Here is a 15862-nt window from a genome sequence, read left to right on the forward strand (position 1 = left end):
GCCGGTGAAGGGGGTTCTAGGCCTACCCGCAAAGAGTCGCAACCCCTTTTTTTAGAAAAATGCATCTTTTTGCCGATTTCCGATTTTTTCTTTGTTTTTGGTGGGTTGCGGCAATGTTCGGCAAAATCTGCGCGTCCGTGCGCAACAAAAATAGCCTGCGACCAAACCTTCCCCAACGGCAATTGTCCGCGATCCGCTTCGGGTCATGAATCGAGGGCAGGCACTGGCGTGAATCAGCACGATCTGTCAGGCCGGACCGTGGGAAATCATCAGGACACTGACCGCCGGGCTACCCGCGCACCCTGCTCGCGGCTCTTGCGTTTCTTCGCCGTCTGAATCACCCGCCATGCCAACAGCGCCAGGATGATCGCCAGATAAACAAGCGCGTCCTTTTCCCAGGTCTTGCCGATCATGACGAAGTGAACACCGCCCAGAATCGCGATCGGATAGACCAGCCGGTGCAGCTTGCGCCAGCGCGGGCCAAGTTTGCGCACCGACCAGTTGTTTGACGTGATGGCCAGCGGCACCATCAAAAGGAACGCGGCCATTCCGATGGTAATATAGGGGCGTTTCAGGATGTCTTTCCAGATTTCAGACAGGATCTGAACATCCAGGACAAGCCACACCAGAAGGTGAACCGAAACGAAATAGAATGTCAGCACGCCAATCGCGCGCCGGAAGCGGATCAGGTTGAGGCCGATCATGGCGCGCAACGGGGTCACGCACAGACCAAGGATCAGGGCTTTCAACGCCAGCCGACCCAGTTCATGTTCCAACGCCTTGACCGGCTCGGCCCCCATTCCGCCACTGGCCGCAAGATAGAACAGCCAGGCGGGCCAAAGCGCCCCGACCACATAAAGCCCCCAGACCGGCATCTTGCGCGCGGCGGCATTGATCCGGTCAACAAGGGACATCAGTGGTTCACCACCAGGTCCATACCATCATAAAGGCGCGCGACTTCTTCTTCATAACCGTTGAACATCAGGGTCTCTTGCCGCTTGGCAAACAACCCGCCGCCGATCGGTTTTTCATAAGCCTGCGACCAGCGCGGGTGGCTGACCTGGGGATTCACATTGGAATAAAACCCATATTCACTCGGTTGCAGCATGTTCCACGTTGTCTGCGGCTCTTTATCCGTCAACGTCACGCGCACAATCGACTTGATCGACTTGTAGCCATATTTCCACGGCACGACGAGGCGCAGCGGCGCGCCATTCTGTTTCGGCATCGGGTCGTCATAGATCCCGGTGGCCAGGATCGTCAGCGGATGCATCGCCTCGTCCAGCCGCAGACCTTCACGATACGGCCATTCCAGACTAACGGTTTTCTGCCCCGGCATTTCGTCCGGCCGATAAAGGGTTTCAAAGGCCACGTATTTGGCCGCGCCCTGCACTCCGGCGAGCGAGAGCAACTGGTTCAGCTCGAACCCGACCCAAGGCACGACCATCGACCAGGTTTCAACGCAGCGAAAGCGATAGATGCGTTCTTCGAGTGTGACCTTGCCCAGAATGTCCTCAAGCCCGTATGTGCCGGGCCGGTCCACCATCCCGCCGATCTCGACCGACCAGGGATCAATGGTCAGTTGATGCGCGTGTTTGGCCGGGTCGGTCTTGCCGGTGCCGAACTCGTAAAAATTGTTGTAGGACGAGATGTCCTCAAGCGCGGTCGTCTCAAGATCAGCCGAATATGGCGACGCATCTGATGACGCGCCCAGCGCCGGCCCCAGTGTCAGCCCCGCTGTCAGCCCGGCCGCACCGCCCATCAACTGGCGTCGGTTCAGGTAATCGGCGCGGGGTGTCACGTCGGAGTATTTCAGGACGGTCTTGTAAGCCATTTGCTTGCCCACCTTTCATGGTCGTCTGTCCTTGACGTATGACAGGGCGGGCACAAATCCAAACCACAATGGCTCACGTCCGCGCCATGGAATTGTAACAATCCCTCAGTCCAGCGGCGGTATCGCAGGATAGATGTGATTCATCGGCACCGAACGCCCGTTCTCCTGCACCAGACGCACATGCTGCCGTCCCATCTGTCGCGGCTCGGTCACACCGACGGAATGCGCAATGGTTTCCACCTCGTGGATGATGCCTGCGGCGTAGCGGGCCACCTTGTCCGCCTTGTCCTCTGGCACCAGACCTTTTTGCAAGCGCGGATCGTGCGTCGTGATCCCGGTGGGGCAGGTGTTGCGGTTGCATTTCATTGCCTGAATGCAGCCCAATGAAAACATGAAGCCACGTGCCGAGGTGACAAAATCAGCACCTGCGCAGATCGCCCAGGCCACGTCGCTGGGATTGATCAACTTGCCCGAAGCAACCAGACGGATTCTGTCCTTCAACCCGTGGCGATCCCGCAGGTCGCAGACCAGGGGCAACGCTTCGCGGATCGGCAGACCGACCAGATCAATCAACGGCATGGGGGCGGCGCCCGTGCCACCTTCGCCGCCGTCTATGGTGATGAAATCGGGCGCGTCCTGCATCCCGCGCCGGGTGATCCTTTCAAACAACTCTTCCAAGGGCTCAACTGACCCGACCACCGTTTTGACTCCGACCGGCTTTCCGGTCACCTCGCGGATATGGGCCAGGACATCCAGAAGATCGTCCCAATCATCAATCTCGGGATGCCGGTTGGGCGAGATCGAGGCGACACCTTCCGTGATCCCCCGGATCGCCGCAATTTCGGCCGAGACCTTGGCGGCGGGCAGGATGCCCCCTTTGCCGGGTTTTGCCCCTTGCGCCAGCTTAAGTTCGAACATCTTCACTTCGGGATACGCCGCGATCTCGCGCAGCTTGTCATCGGACAGGTTGCCCTCTGCGTCCCGCACCCCGTATTTCGCGGTGCCGATTTGAAACACGATGTCACCGCCACCCTTCAGGTGATAATGCGACAATCCCCCCTCGCCCGTATTCATCCAGATCCCGGCCTTGGCGGCGCCTGCCGACAAAGCCTCGACCGCCGGTCGCGACAAAGCGCCAAAGCTCATGCCTGACAGGTTGAAGAACGACTTGGCCGCATAAGGGTGCCGCGTCGTTGGCCCGATCTGTAGGGGTTCGGTCTTTGTGTACTGATCGCTGACAGGGGGAAATGCCGCGTTCACGAAGATTGGCGTGCCGGTGATACCAAGGTTCCGCGTCGACCCGAAGGCCACTGTGTTGCCATGGCCTGATGCCGCCCTCTCGACCCAATCCCGCTGGGCACGGTTGAACGGTAGCTCTTCGCGGTCCATGGCAAAGAAATACTGTCGGAAAAACTCGCCCAGATTGGTGAACACTGCCCTGAAGCGTCCGATCACCGGATAGTTGCGGCGCACAGCGTCATGGGTTTGCACCCGGTCGATGAAATAGAGCACGACCAGCAACAAAAACCCAAGGACCACCAAAAAGAACAACGCCTGCGCCAGCAGCTCGACCGCCCAGAACATGGATTGCATCGACACCCCTCCGTGATTCGGATCGAGTCTAACGCCAACGGCCTGAACGAAAAGACCGTTAGGTTACGCGGGCAAACGAGGCGATTCGCCGGGGCGGGAATCACCCGCAGCTGCGAGTCACCACAAGCACAAAGATGCCAAGGGGGTGTGACTGTGGTTTCTCGGCTGCGAATCGCCGAAAACACACCTTTGAATAGGAGCCGTTCTGCCGGGTTTCGACCCCTTTGCCTTCCCTTGCGGAACTTCGCCTGTAAGTGGAGGTCAATTTTGCAATTTAGCGCCCAAACAGAGTGTCTTAGCGCATTTCAGGTGAAGCAGTCAGGTGGTCGTGGTTTCTGTGTCTCTGCATCCAACACTGGGTGCGAACAATAACTCTTGGAGTATATCGTATGAAAACCACATCTCTTGCCGCCGCCCTTCTTATCGCTGGTTCGTCTGCTGTTTTCGCTGACATCGCCACGTTGGACGCAAACGAGGACGGAGAAGTCACCATGGAAGAGCTGGTCGCAGTTTATCCTGACGTGACGGCCGAAGCCTTCTCGACGGCAGACGCGGATGAAAGCGGCACCCTGAACGCTGACGAGCTGGCAGCAGCACAGGAAGCAGGCACGATCCCGAGCGAGATGTAAGGGCACTTAGCCACTTCCCCACTCACGGCAAAGCCCCGTCGGTTTACACCGGCGGGGCTTTCATCTGTTTAACGGCCTTGATCAATGAACCACGGCATCTCGTGGCGGGTGCTGGTTCGAACGCGACACACGGTCACCGATGATCAGGCCCTCGGACCCGGCGGACACCGAAATGGTGTCGCCGTCCATAACATCCCCGGCCAGAATCATTTCGGCCAGTTGGTCCTGAAGCGCGCGTTGGATGACACGCTTCAGCGGGCGCGCACCGAATACCGGATCATACCCTTCATCGGCCAGCCACTTGTGTGCGCCCTCATCCAGCTCAAGGGTGATGTTGCGACGCGCCAGGCGACGGGCCAGACGTTCCAACTGGATATCCACGATCCCGTCCATGTCGTTCCGGCTCAGGCGGTCAAAGATGATCGTTTCATCCAGACGGTTCAGGAATTCAGGGCGGAAATGTGCCCGCACCGCATCCATCACGTCACGCTTGGCATCGGACGAATCCGCCCCATCGGGCAGCTGGCTCAGCGCCTGCGCGCCAAGGTTCGACGTCAGGATGATCAGCGTCTGCTTGAAATCGACCGTGCGGCCCTGACCATCGGTCAGAACCCCATCGTCCAGAACCTGCAACAGCACGTTGAACACATCGGGGTGGGCTTTTTCAACCTCGTCGAACAGGACGACCTGATAGGGCCGCCGCCGCACAGCTTCGGTCAGCACACCGCCTTCGTCATACCCGACATAGCCCGGAGGCGCACCGATCAGACGGGCGACCGCGTGTTTCTCCATGAACTCGGACATATCAATACGCACCATCGCGTTGTCGTCATCAAAGAGATACTCGGCCACTGCTTTGGTCAGCTCGGTTTTACCCACACCGGTCGGGCCAAGGAACAGGAACGACCCAAGCGGGCGGTTCTCGTCGTTCAGCCCGGCACGCGCCCGGCGCACGGCATTGGACACAGCCGTCACGGCCGAAGTTTGACCGATGACCCGCTTGTGCAGTTCCTCTTCCATGCGCAAAAGCTTCTCGCGTTCGCCTTCCAGCATTTTCGAGGTCGGAATACCTGTCCAACGCTCAACCACACTGGCGATCTGCTCGGGCCGCACGGCCTCTTCGACCATCATGTCGCTTTCGGCGTTTTCGGCTTCTTCCAGCTTTTTCTGAAGGCCGGGAATGACACCGTAAGACAGCTCACCGGCACGAGCCAGATTGCCTTCGCGCTTGGCGGCGTCCAATTCGGCACGGGCGCGGTCCAGTTGCTCTTTCAACCCGCGCGCACCTTCAAGCTGATCCCGTTCTGCCTGCCATTTGGCGGTCATTGACGCGGATTTCTCCTGCAGATCGGACAGTTCGCCTTCCAGCTTTTCCAGCCGGTCTTTCGACGCCTTGTCATCCTCCAGCTTCAACGCCTCGGCTTCGATCTGCATCTGCATGATCTGACGATCCAGCGCATCCAATTCCTCGGGTTTCGAATCCACTTCCATACGCAAGCGGCTAGCGGCTTCGTCCACAAGGTCAATCGCCTTGTCCGGCAGGAACCGGTCGGTGATATAGCGATGGCTCAGCGTCGACGCGGCCACAAGGGCGCTGTCGGAAATCCGAACGCCGTGGTGCAGTTCGTACTTCTCCTTGATACCGCGCAGGATCGAGATCGTGTCCTCGACCGTCGGCTCTTCGACCATCACCGGCTGGAACCGGCGGGCCAGGGCCGCGTCTTTTTCGACATATTTGCGGTATTCATCCAGCGTGGTGGCCCCGACGCAGTGCAGCTCTCCGCGCGCCAGCGCAGGTTTGATCAGGTTGGCGGCGTCCATCGCCCCATCCGATTTACCGGCACCGACCAGCGTGTGCATCTCGTCGATGAACAGGATGATCTCTCCTGCCGCCGCCGTCACTTCGTTCAGAACGGCTTTCAGACGCTCTTCAAACTCGCCGCGATATTTCGCGCCGGCGATCAGTGCCCCCATATCCAGCGCGAGCAGCTTCTTGTTGCGCAGGCTTTCTGGCACATCACCATTGATGATGCGCAGGGCCAGCCCCTCGGCAATCGCGGTTTTCCCCACGCCGGGCTCGCCGATCAGAACGGGGTTGTTTTTGGTGCGGCGCGACAGAACCTGCATGGCGCGGCGAATTTCTTCGTCGCGGCCAATGATCGGGTCAATCTTGCCCTCTGCCGCAGCCTCGGTCAGATCGCGGGCATATTTTGACAAGGCTTCATAGCTGTCTTCGGCACTGGCACTGTCGGCCGTGCGCCCCTGACGCACCGCGTTGATGGCGGCGTTCAGCTTCTTGGCATCCACGGCACCGGCATCAAGCGCATCACGCGCCTTGGATTTGATCATGGCCAAGGCGGTCAACAACCGCTCGACGGGCACGAAGCTGTCCCCGGCCTGTTTGGCCAATTTCTGCGCCTCGTCCAGCACGCGGGCGGTGGCGTTGTCCATGTAAACCTGCGCGGCATCGCCCGTCACTTTCGACAGCTTGCCGATGGCCTCGTCCACGGCGGTGCGGACACGTTCGGGCGACCCACCTGCCTTGCGGATCAGGTTGGCGCTCATCCCTTCTTCGTCGTCCATCAGGGCTTTCAACAGATGCTCGGGAACCAGTCTTTGATGGTTTTCGCGCATCGCAATGGTCTGTGCGGCCTGAATGAAACCACGCGACCGTTCGGTGAACTTGTTCAAGTCCATATCACTCTCCTTCTAAAGCGCCCAAGACCGGAATGCCCACCCTTGCGGCACATCCCATTGGGCCTTGGAACAAAGATGGGAACGGGTCGGAAAAATGCAAGACAGCCTGCGCGCATCTGTGCCGGAATCCGCACACATATCCCCGTGGATCACGCCCATTTGCCTTTGTGCCAATCTGTGTTTAGGACAAGCCAACCGCGCCGCAAAAAAAGGAGCCTTCCATGTCCGATGACCGCCTGATCTTTGCCCTTGATGTCCCAAATGCACTGGACGGACTGCAACTGGCCGGGACGCTGGGGGATGCGGTCAGTTTCTATAAGATCGGGCTGGGCATGTTGACCGGGGGTGGGCTGGCGCTGGCCAACGAGCTGAAAAGCGAACACGGCAAGCGTATCTTTCTGGATATGAAGCTGTTCGACATCGGCAACACGATCGAAGCCGCCGTGCGGGGGCTTGCACAGTTTGATCTGGATTTTCTGACCGTCCACGGCGACCCCAACGTGGTGCGCGCCGCACAGGAAGGCAAAGGCGGCAGCGACATGAAAATCCTTGCCGTGACCATCCTGACCTCGCTGGATCGCGAGGATCTGGACGCGGCGCTGATCAAACAGGGTTCGGTGCAGGATCTGGTGCTGGAACGCGCCGCCCGCGCGCTGGAGGCAAGCGCCGATGGCGTCATCGCTTCGCCGCAAGAGGCAAGGCTGATCCGCGCCCTTCCCGAAGCAGAGGGCAAGCTGATCGTCACCCCCGGCGTACGCCCGGCAGGCACCGACCAGGGCGACCAGAAACGAACGGCCACCCCCGCGCAGGCGATTGCCGATGGCGCGGATCACGTGGTGGTGGGGCGTCCCATCCGCCACGCAAAAGACCCCAGGGCTGCCGCTCAGGCGATCATCGCCGAACTGAACTCGCCACAAGCGCGGCGGGCCAATCGCGGCTGATCTGCGGGGTTTCACGTCACGCTCTTGCAATCGTGAGGCCACGACCCGCCCTGCCGCCTTGCGCAGCAGGGGCAATCTTTCGATCATGGGGGCGATGTGCTTTCCAGACAGCACATGCAGCCAGGACCGCTGGTCCAGTCATTCGCGAGGTGCCCCATGCCCGAAACACGCCCCAACCCGGATATGTCGACCGTTCTGCGGCTCAGGCGGGCCATTGGCGCCATCGGGCTGACGCTTCCCTTTGTGCTGCTCACAAATGTTTATCTGTTCGACATTCCGATGCAGGAGTCGATTTCGGATTTCTTCTATACGGAACTGCGCGAGGTTTTCGTGTCGGCAGCCGCCGGTGTCGGTCTGTTCCTGGTGGCGTATGAGGGATATTGCCGGGAACCTGACGAGATCCTGTCCGACCGCGTGATCTCGTCCGTCGCGGGGGTTGCCATCTTCGCGACAGCCTTCGTGCCGACGCTGTGTGATCGCGAAAGCTGTTATTTTCCCCCGGCGCTGTTTGACCGGCTGATCCCGCCGTCGATGGATCAGATCCAGCAGAACATACATTTCTCGGCGGCGGGGCTGTTTCTGGTGTTCATGTCCATCACCTCGATCCGGCTGTTCACCCGCTGCACGGCAGACGACCCCGGACCGCACAAGAAACGACGCAATCAGTGTTATCAGATTTTCGGCTGGACCATCCTGGCGATGGTGATCCTGATCGGCGTGGTCAAGCTTTTCCTGCCCGAGCTTGGCAAGGCCTGGGACGCCGCGTGGTCTTTTACCTTCTGGGCGGAAAGCGTCGCCTTGTGGGCGCTGGGGCTGAGCTGGCTGTTGAAAGGCGGCACCATGGCCGAGCAGATGCCTTTTCTGTTCGAGGCCGAAGCCGCATAGGCCCGGCCCCGGCCGTCATTGTCACAGCTCGTTGATGTCGATGTCGATACGCTTGGACTGCCCTTTGCGCACACCGACCACACGGCGCAGCACCAGCCAGGTCACCAGTGAGATCGCGGCAAACAGCACCAGAATCCATGGCAGGCTTGGGGTAACGCCGATCAGCAGCAGCAGGCCGATGGCAGCAGCCCCGACCGCAAACCCCACGAATATGAAGCCGGGCGCCAGCATTTCAAGAATGCCAAGCGCGATGGCCCCCGCGATCCAAACCCACCATGTGGCCCACAGCATTACGGTCTCCCCTTCAACAGTTTGAACGCATCGCCAAACGCATCCAGCGCATTTGCCGGCAGGATGATAGTCTGCTTGCCTTCGCCCTTGCCGACAGCGGTCAAAGCTTCGACCTGTTTCAACGCGACCTGGTATTGCGCGGCTTCAAGCCCATTCTCGGCGATGGCTTTGGCGACAACCTGTGTTGCATAGGCCTCGGCATCCGCCGAAATCCGGCGCGCCTTGGCGGTTTGCTCGGCGGCATACAGTTCGGCATCGGCAGCCAGTTCAACCGCGCGGCGCTTCCCCTCGGCTTCTGTCACTTGTGCGCGACGCGCCCGTTCGGCGTTCAACTGCTGCAACATCGCCTCACGCGTGGCGTTGTCCAGGTTCACGTCCAGTATTTCGGCCCGCGTCACCTCGATCCCCCAATCATCCACCGCATCCGCGACCTGTTGCTTGATCTTTGCAATCAGTTGCTGGCGGTTTGACTGAACCTCGTCCAGTTCCATTTCGCCGATGCCCGACCGCACGATCCCCGCAACCGTTGTCGAAATCGCGGCATCCACATCACGGATGCGATAGACGGTCTTTTCGGGTTCAAGAATGCGATAGAACACGCTGGTGTCGACCTGCACCAGCACGTTGTCCGAGGTAATCGCGTCCTGGCTGGCGGTGGGCAACTGGCGCTCCAGTATAGACACACGATGGCGGACACGATCCAGGAAAGGCACGATGAAGTTGATCCCCGGCCCCAGAACCGATTGCAACCGCCCAAACCGTTCGACGACGAATTTCTGACTTTGCGGCACGATCTTGACGCCCAGAAGGACGACAATGATCAGAAACACCGCCAACAACAGCAATACGCTGTTGCCGCCAAGCAGGTCTGCGGGGATGTCATTCATGGAAAGACCCTTTCACTGTCCAGATTTGATCGGAGGATGATCTGATTTGAGGTCTTGTTCAACCGCATGTTGCGCCAGCCCTTTCAAAGCAGCGCGCAAACGAGGTTTGAAATGCGCAATGGCTAGCGGATGCGCCAGCCAGTCATCGGGCGTCATCAATGCCCAGCATTGCCCTTCGTCGCCCAAAGATATGTCATTCGCCCGGTGGGCAGGCAGAGCCGCCGCGAACCACCAGGATGTGGTTCCAGGCACCGACGGGCTATCGAGCTCGGTTCGCCAGATCAGATCATCCGGGGTCAGAGTTAAAGAAAGCTCCTCTTGCGTTTCACGCAACACACATTGTTCGGGGGTTTCCCCCTTGTCGCGCCCGCCACCGGGAAAATCCCACATTCCGGGAAACTGAATACCGACCAGGTCGTCACGAAGGATTGTCGCCACCCGACCGCCCACCAAAAGAACCAGTTTTGCGCCGATAAATTCGTGCATCACATCCTCGCCCGAACAGTCTAGTATTTGAGCCGCCGTTTTACATCGGATAAAACACCTCATGCCCGCCCTATGCCGAGACTGCCTGACCCAATTCGATGACGCACGCCGCTGCCCGTCCTGCCGCAGCCCGCGCGTCATTGCGCATCCCGAGCTGTTTGACCTGACCATCGCGCATATGGATTGCGATGCCTTTTATGCGTCGGTGGAAAAGCGCGACAATCCAGATCTGGCAGACAAGCCGGTCATCATCGGTGGCGGCAAGCGCGGAGTGGTATCGACCGCCTGCTATGTGGCGCGTATCCGGGGGGTGCGGTCCGCCATGCCGATGTTTCAGGCGCTGAAACTGTGCCCGGATGCCGTGGTGATCCGACCGCGCGGCAGTCACTATGCCGCCGTTTCCAAAGAAATCCGCGCCATGATGGACGAGCTGTCGCCCTCGATCGAACCCTTGTCGCTGGACGAGGCGTTTCTGGACATGACCGGTACTGCAAACCTGCACGGTGCGCCGCCTGCCGTGATGCTGGCCCGGTTGGTCAAACGGATGCAGGACGAATTGGGCCTGACCGGGTCCATCGGGCTGAGCCATAACAAGTTTCTGGCCAAAGTGGCGTCAGACCTCGACAAGCCGCGCGGGTTTTCGGTGATCGGCAAGGCAGAAACGGCCCGGTTTCTGCACGACAAACCTGTCGGCCTGATCTGGGGCGTAGGTGGGGTCAGTCAGGCGGCGTTGGAAAAGGCGGGCATTCGCACCTTCGCCGACCTTCTGCGCTGGGAAAAGACAGACCTGATCGCCCGGTTTGGCGGCATGGGGGAGCGGCTTTGGCATCTGGCTCGCGGCGAGGATAAACGGCGGGTGTCGGCCCACGCGCCGGTCAAGTCAATCTCGAACGAGACCACGTTTTTTGAAGATACCTCGGACCTCGACCTGCTGGATGGTCACTTGTGGCGCCTGTCCGAAAAAGTGTCCGACCGCGCCAAGGCCCGCGATCTGGCCGGGCGTGTGGTCACACTGAAACTGAAACGCGCCGATTTTCGGGCGCTGAGCCGCCAAAGCAATCTGGGCGACGTGACGCAGTCGGCGGATCGGATCTATCGCACCGTTCGCACATTGCTGGACACGGTTGCCGACCAAGGGCCCTTTCGCCTGATCGGTGTCGGGTTGAGCCATCTGGGAACGGCCGACAACGCCGACCTCAGCGACGATCTGCTGGACCCCCATGCCGCCAAACGGCGCGCGGCGGAACGGGCGACGGACAAGATCCGCGCCCGGTTCGGGCATGACAGCATCGTCAAGGGTCGCGGGATCCGCTGAACCTATTCGGCGGCCAGGGCGCTTTCGCTGCGTCCGATCTCGGCAATCTCGGCAATGACCGATACAAGGCGCGCGCGCACCTGCGCAAAATCGGCATTCGGACGCACCATGGTTTCATCAAGGTAAAGCGCACGGTCGATCTCGACCTGCACCACATGCTGCCCGCGCGACGGACGCCCGTAATGCTGCGCCATATAAGCGCCCGAAAACGGGGTGTTGCGCGCGGTTTCAAACCCGGCACGCACGAAAGCCGCCTCGACCCGGTCAACGATGGACGAGGCCGAGGATGCCCCGAACCGGTCGCCCAGAACGATTTCGGGGCAGCGTTTCGCCCCTTTGCACAGGTTGGTCACGGCCTCATGCGGCATTGAATGGCAGTCGATCAGAATTGCCGCGCCGAACATTGCATGGCTGCGATCCAGAAGCGTCTGCAACGCGGTGTGATAGGGATGCCAATGCGTTGCCAGCCGCGTTTGCGCGTCGCCCAGCGTCATCTTACCCCTGTAAATCGCCCGCCCACCGGCCACGACGCGCGGAATGACACCCAAACCGGACGAGACACGCGGATTGTGGTCAACCCGGCGCAGCCCGCTGATCAGGGCCGGGTCCAGTTCTTCCGGCCCGCGGTTCAGATCGACATAGGCGCGTGGCGTGTTCGCCACCAAAAAGGGCGCACCATGATCGGGTGCAACCGCATAAAGCTGATCGACATAGGCATCTTCCGAGGATCGCAGCGCCAGCTCGTCCAGCACACTGTTCCGGATCAACGCTGCCGGATAATCGCGTCCCGAATGGGGCGAGGCAAACACCACACTGGTTGTATGCGCCGTTGGCAATGTCAGCATATATGGCGGTGTCGACATCCGAAGCCCTTTGCGCCTTGTCCTTGGTGCATAATATGACAAAATTCTCTTGTTAAAAGGCCTTGCGCACCGGCTCGACTCCTTTTATAGAACCGCGAACCGGCGCGGGTTTTCCCGCGTCGCGTTTTTTGGATCGGTCTTTCAGGCTGGTTCGGGAAGATTTCCGGGCGATTAGCTCAGCGGTAGAGCACTTCGTTGACATCGAAGGGGTCACTGGTTCGATCCCAGTATCGCCCACCATGAACCGCCAGATGGCTGCAAGGTCAAATGGCATAAAGTAGCTTAGGCGCAACCGCAGCGCCGCGTTGAAGGAGAAGGAACATGAAAGTTCGCAACTCGCTCCGCTCGCTGAAAAACCGCCACCGCGATTGCCGCGTGGTGCGCCGGAAAGGCCGCGTTTACGTGATCAACAAAACGCAACGCCGGTTCAAAGCCCGTCAGGGCTGAACATATCAGCAGCGTTATCGAAAGGGCCGCCCAGTGGGCGGCTTTTTTGTTGCATCCGGTGCGCAGGCTGTCGAAAGCGCGACGGCGACGGAGGGATCAACCCCACCGCGCCATCGTGAGCCCTCGTCAGAAGTTCACGAGGATTCGCGCCAGGGTGATCTGGTCAACATAGCCCGTCACTGCCATCCCGCGACTTTTCTGGTACTGGCGCAACGCCTTTCGGGTCTTCTTGTTGAACTTGCCATCAACCGCACCAGGGTCCAATCCAAGACTGGCCAGCCGCTGTTCAACGATCAACCGAAGTGGTCCGTTCTTTAACAACGCCTGCTCCGAGGCTGCCAAAGCCTTCCGCTCGGTTTCGCGCACCTGAGCCTGTTTCAGCTCGTCGACCCGGGCCTTCGCCACATCCGCGAAATAGCCCTTGGGATGTTTCTTCAAATACGCCTCATAGGCCTGAACCGTGTCTTTGTCCTTCGCGACCTTCCAGCGTTCACGCTCGGCCTTGCCAGCCTTGTCGCCATCGCTGCGCTGCAACTTGGCAAGCGCCGCGTTCGCTTCATCTGCATGCAACCCGTCGGGATACTGCTTCAGATATGCCAATAGTCCCTTGGCGGTCCCGTCCTTCCCGGTCACATCCCAAAAGGCGTGATCCTGCCGTGCCTGTTCTGCGGCGCGTTTGCGCGCCGCATCCTCCAGCTCCGCCGCCCGTTTCGCGGCCTGGCGCCCCAGAACTTTCACTTGCACATCGTTGACATATCCCGTGGGGTCAAAACCCTGATCTTCCTGCCAATCCGCGATTGCCGCGCGCGTAACCCGGCCAAAGATCCCGTCGATCCCGCCGGGGTTGTGATCCAGAATTGTCAAATCGCGTTGTACATCCCGACGCTGGGTGCGGGTCAGGCGCAACGCCGCTTCGGCCTGTTCCGCCTCGCTCATCTCACCCATCGTGAACGGGGCACTGTCCAGAACATCCCCGAATGGCTCGATTTTGGGGTACTGATCCCGCAGCGCGCTGCGCATTTTCGCGTCGGGGACCAATGCAACCTTGTCGACAAACTCTTCAAGCGACTCGGTCGGGCCGATCAGCACGCCGACCCCATCCGGCACATCTGGGTCCGCGATTCCGGCGCGCAGGCTTTCGTCCAACTCGATCTCGTCGCCCAGCGGGGCCAGCAGCACGAGGGCGTGCTCCGGCGACCCGTCAACGCTGCGCAGGATCGCACTGAGCGGAACACCCACGCTGCCCACCGACAGGTCGTTCATGTCATCGGCATAACGCGTCAACAGCCAGCTTTCATGCTCTGTCGTCACGAAACGGCCAGCCATGAAGACCAGCAAACGGTCTGCACCTTCGGCTTCCTTGCGAAAGTCTTCAACCGTTTCCCAACTGTCTGGCGCCCCTTCGGAGCGGATGTCGAAAACGTCGAAGCCTTCGCTTTCAAGCCGGCGTTTCAGATCGTCCGCCGCGTCAACCTCATCTGTATCTTCAAGATAGCGATAGTCGTTGTTCACAATCATCAACGCCGCATCTTTGGCGGCCGCGCCGCTGGCAACCCCGCACAGCAAAGCCGCCGCAGCGACTGTGGCTTGAAACCGATTGGTCATATGCACCTCCTGTTTCAGACGACAACGCGCAAGCGTCTGATTGGTTCATTTTGGAGCATATCGAACCGTGCTCAACGAAAAAACCTGCCGGTTGGAAAAACCGGCAGGGAACGGGTTCAACACGGTTCCGAACCTTGCGGTCAGTCGTACACGCGCTGGTCGTCGATCACGATCCCATCGTTGGGCAGGCTGCCGGGTGCGACAAGTTCGATCCGGCCTTTCAGCTTCAAGGTTTCGGCCACCGATCTGGCATAGGCATCAGCGTCACCACCACTGGATTCGACTTTTACGGTCATCGCGTCCAACTCGCCCTCGCGGGTGGCGATGACGCGTGCTTTCGACACTTCGGCGTGCTTGGCCACGAAATCGGCGACCTGTTCGGGGCGCACAAACATGCCCTTGATCTTCGCGGTCTGGTCCGCACGGCCCATCCAGCCCTTGATGCGCATGTTGGTGCGGCCACACGGGCTGGTGCCGGGCATCACCGCCGACAGATCGCCGGTCGCAAAGCGGATCAAGGGGTAGTCCGGGTTCAACGTGGTCACAACCACTTCGCCCACTTCGCCATCCGCCACCAGGTCGCCGGTGCCCGGGCGCACGATTTCAACAATCACGCCTTCGTCAACGATCATGCCTTCCATCGCCTCGCTTTCATAAGCGATGTTGCCAAGATCAGCGGTTGCATAGCTTTGCAGGCAAGTGACACCGCGATCGGCGTATTCCTGACGCAGGCTGGGGAACAATGCTCCCCCACCAACGGCAGCCTTGGTGATCTTCAGTTTCACGCCATCGGCATCCGCGCGGTCCAGAATGATCTTCAGATAATCCGGGGTGCCGGCATAGGCCGTGGTGCCGATATCCGCCGCGGCCCTCACCTGCAGTTCTGTCTGACCCACACCGGCAGGCAGGACCGAGGCTCCAACCGCCTGTGCGCCGTTCTCGAAAATCATGCCCGCAGGGGTCAGGTGATAACCGAAGCAGTTTTGAACGATGTCGTCTGCGCCAATGCCGCAGGCATGCAAGAAACGCCCCATGCGCCACCAGTCATGGCTGACACCGCCGGGTTCATAGATCGGGCCGGGGGATTGGAAAATATGGGCTGGTTTCTTGACGGCAAAGCCACCGAACGGCGGATTTTCCTTCTGCCATTTGCTCAGCTCAGACTTTCGCAAAACCGGATATTTCGCCAGATCCGAAAGCGAGGCAATCTCGGGCCCATCCAGTTGACAGGCGTTCTTTGCAGTACGCGCGCGCGCGATCTGTGCGCGGAGGCCATCAATCAGTGCGCTCGCGCGTTCATCCTGCGAACGGGTTTCCAGCGCGTCAAAATACTTGGACATGAGTGACCTCTTGTCATCGCCGGCATGCACCGGCCCTACGTTGCATTTG

15 protein-coding genes and 1 tRNA gene are annotated in these 15862 nt (G+C 59.9%); 6 read left to right on the top strand and 10 right to left on the bottom strand.

Annotation, left to right across the window (positions count from 1 at the left end; translation table 11 throughout):
• Positions 1–269 precede the first annotated feature (269 nt).
• From msrQ to IE188_RS15990, 3 genes are all read right to left on the bottom strand, one after another.
• Positions 270–914, bottom strand: coding sequence for a protein-methionine-sulfoxide reductase heme-binding subunit MsrQ (gene msrQ, locus IE188_RS15980; RefSeq protein ID WP_191287530.1), 645 nt, complete (start codon positions 912–914; stop codon positions 270–272).
• Positions 914–1834, bottom strand: a complete 921-nt coding sequence (msrP, locus tag IE188_RS15985) for a protein-methionine-sulfoxide reductase catalytic subunit MsrP (protein ID WP_191287531.1) — start codon at positions 1832–1834, stop codon at positions 914–916. The genes msrQ and msrP overlap by 1 nt, the downstream gene beginning before the upstream one ends.
• A 105-nt stretch (positions 1835–1939) precedes the next feature.
• Positions 1940–3427, bottom strand: a complete 1488-nt coding sequence (locus IE188_RS15990) for an FMN-binding glutamate synthase family protein (protein ID WP_191287532.1) — start codon at positions 3425–3427, stop codon at positions 1940–1942.
• Positions 3428–3816: 389 nt separating this feature from the next.
• On the opposite strand from IE188_RS15990, the gene IE188_RS15995 reads away from it, so the two are divergent.
• A complete protein-coding gene (locus IE188_RS15995; RefSeq protein ID WP_191287533.1) occupies positions 3817–4056 on the top strand; it encodes an EF-hand domain-containing protein in 240 nt (79 codons plus the stop codon).
• Between the two features lie 81 nt (positions 4057–4137).
• Here the strand turns inward: IE188_RS15995 and clpB are convergent, their stop codons facing one another.
• The gene (clpB, locus tag IE188_RS16000) at positions 4138–6753 is read right to left on the bottom strand and encodes an ATP-dependent chaperone ClpB (protein WP_191287534.1); all 2616 of its coding nucleotides are present in this window, start codon (positions 6751–6753) and stop codon (positions 4138–4140) included.
• A gap of 221 nt (positions 6754–6974) precedes the next feature.
• Here clpB and pyrF point away from each other — a divergent pair, with 221 nt between their 5' ends.
• Together pyrF and IE188_RS16010 are read left to right on the top strand one after the other, a co-directional pair.
• Positions 6975–7694, top strand: a complete 720-nt coding sequence (gene pyrF / locus IE188_RS16005) for an orotidine-5'-phosphate decarboxylase (protein ID WP_191287535.1) — start codon at positions 6975–6977, stop codon at positions 7692–7694.
• A 156-nt stretch (positions 7695–7850) separates the two neighbouring features.
• A complete protein-coding gene (locus tag IE188_RS16010; protein ID WP_191287536.1) occupies positions 7851–8579 on the top strand; it encodes a hypothetical protein in 729 nt (242 codons plus the stop codon).
• A gap of 21 nt (positions 8580–8600) precedes the next feature.
• Here the strand turns inward: IE188_RS16010 and IE188_RS16015 are convergent, their stop codons facing one another.
• The 3 genes from IE188_RS16015 to IE188_RS16025 are packed head-to-tail and all read right to left on the bottom strand — an operon-like array spanning position 8601 to position 10243.
• Entirely contained in the window at positions 8601–8870 is a 270-nt protein-coding gene (locus tag IE188_RS16015; protein WP_191287537.1) for an NfeD family protein, read from the bottom strand.
• Positions 8870–9757 carry an SPFH domain-containing protein gene (locus tag IE188_RS16020; RefSeq protein WP_191287538.1) on the bottom strand — a complete coding sequence of 296 codons (888 nt, stop codon included), beginning with the start codon at positions 9755–9757 and terminating at the stop codon, positions 8870–8872. Before IE188_RS16020 ends, IE188_RS16015 begins: the two co-directional genes overlap by 1 nt.
• 12 nt (positions 9758–9769) lie before the next feature.
• Positions 9770–10243: an NUDIX hydrolase gene (locus IE188_RS16025; protein WP_191287539.1), complete on the bottom strand. Its 474-nt coding sequence runs from the start codon at positions 10241–10243 to the stop codon at positions 9770–9772.
• A gap of 61 nt (positions 10244–10304) precedes the next feature.
• Between IE188_RS16025 and IE188_RS16030 the strand changes: the two genes are divergently transcribed.
• On the top strand, positions 10305–11558 hold the full coding sequence (locus IE188_RS16030; RefSeq protein ID WP_191287540.1) for a DNA polymerase IV: 1254 nt from the start codon (positions 10305–10307) through the stop codon (positions 11556–11558).
• A gap of 2 nt (positions 11559–11560) precedes the next feature.
• Here IE188_RS16030 and IE188_RS16035 read toward each other — a convergent pair whose 3' ends face one another.
• Positions 11561–12421: an N-formylglutamate amidohydrolase gene (locus IE188_RS16035; RefSeq protein WP_191287541.1), complete on the bottom strand. Its 861-nt coding sequence runs from the start codon at positions 12419–12421 to the stop codon at positions 11561–11563.
• A 165-nt stretch (positions 12422–12586) separates the two neighbouring features.
• Here IE188_RS16035 and IE188_RS16040 point away from each other — a divergent pair.
• Together IE188_RS16040 and ykgO are read left to right on the top strand one after the other, a co-directional pair.
• Positions 12587–12661 (top strand) — tRNA-Val (locus IE188_RS16040).
• Positions 12662–12742: 81 nt separating this feature from the next.
• Positions 12743–12868: a type B 50S ribosomal protein L36 gene (ykgO, locus tag IE188_RS16045; protein WP_005850168.1), complete on the top strand. Its 126-nt coding sequence runs from the start codon at positions 12743–12745 to the stop codon at positions 12866–12868.
• A gap of 126 nt (positions 12869–12994) precedes the next feature.
• Here ykgO and IE188_RS16050 read toward each other — a convergent pair whose 3' ends face one another.
• Both IE188_RS16050 and IE188_RS16055 read right to left on the bottom strand, forming a co-directional pair.
• Positions 12995–14473: a peptidoglycan-binding domain-containing protein gene (locus IE188_RS16050; protein ID WP_191287542.1), complete on the bottom strand. Its 1479-nt coding sequence runs from the start codon at positions 14471–14473 to the stop codon at positions 12995–12997.
• A gap of 140 nt (positions 14474–14613) precedes the next feature.
• A complete protein-coding gene (locus IE188_RS16055) occupies positions 14614–15813 on the bottom strand; it encodes a phenylacetate--CoA ligase family protein (RefSeq protein ID WP_191287543.1) in 1200 nt (399 codons plus the stop codon).
• Positions 15814–15862 lie beyond the last annotated feature (49 nt).

Origin of the sequence: Aliiroseovarius zhejiangensis, from assembly GCF_014656375.1 — a bacterium.
Lineage (GTDB): Bacteria > Pseudomonadota > Alphaproteobacteria > Rhodobacterales > Rhodobacteraceae > Aliiroseovarius > Aliiroseovarius zhejiangensis.

Bases quoted from the DNA above. Each gene is read 5' to 3' on its own strand.
- msrQ (WP_191287530.1), bottom strand. From the start codon at position 914: ATGTCCCTTGTTGACCGGATCAATGCCGCCGCGCGCAAGATGCCGGTC.
- msrP (WP_191287531.1), bottom strand. From the start codon at position 1,834: ATGGCTTACAAGACCGTCCTGAAATACTCCGACGTGACACCCCGCGCC.
- IE188_RS15990 (WP_191287532.1), bottom strand. From the start codon at position 3,427: ATGCAATCCATGTTCTGGGCGGTCGAGCTGCTGGCGCAGGCGTTGTTC.
- IE188_RS15995 (WP_191287533.1), top strand. From the start codon at position 3,817: ATGAAAACCACATCTCTTGCCGCCGCCCTTCTTATCGCTGGTTCGTCT.
- clpB (WP_191287534.1), bottom strand. From the start codon at position 6,753: ATGGACTTGAACAAGTTCACCGAACGGTCGCGTGGTTTCATTCAGGCC.
- pyrF (WP_191287535.1), top strand. From the start codon at position 6,975: ATGTCCGATGACCGCCTGATCTTTGCCCTTGATGTCCCAAATGCACTG.
- IE188_RS16010 (WP_191287536.1), top strand. From the start codon at position 7,851: ATGCCCGAAACACGCCCCAACCCGGATATGTCGACCGTTCTGCGGCTC.
- IE188_RS16015 (WP_191287537.1), bottom strand. From the start codon at position 8,870: ATGCTGTGGGCCACATGGTGGGTTTGGATCGCGGGGGCCATCGCGCTT.
- IE188_RS16020 (WP_191287538.1), bottom strand. From the start codon at position 9,757: ATGAATGACATCCCCGCAGACCTGCTTGGCGGCAACAGCGTATTGCTG.
- IE188_RS16025 (WP_191287539.1), bottom strand. From the start codon at position 10,243: ATGCACGAATTTATCGGCGCAAAACTGGTTCTTTTGGTGGGCGGTCGG.
- IE188_RS16030 (WP_191287540.1), top strand. From the start codon at position 10,305: ATGCCCGCCCTATGCCGAGACTGCCTGACCCAATTCGATGACGCACGC.
- IE188_RS16035 (WP_191287541.1), bottom strand. From the start codon at position 12,421: ATGTCGACACCGCCATATATGCTGACATTGCCAACGGCGCATACAACC.
- ykgO (WP_005850168.1), top strand. From the start codon at position 12,743: ATGAAAGTTCGCAACTCGCTCCGCTCGCTGAAAAACCGCCACCGCGAT.
- IE188_RS16050 (WP_191287542.1), bottom strand. From the start codon at position 14,473: ATGACCAATCGGTTTCAAGCCACAGTCGCTGCGGCGGCTTTGCTGTGC.
- IE188_RS16055 (WP_191287543.1), bottom strand. From the start codon at position 15,813: ATGTCCAAGTATTTTGACGCGCTGGAAACCCGTTCGCAGGATGAACGC.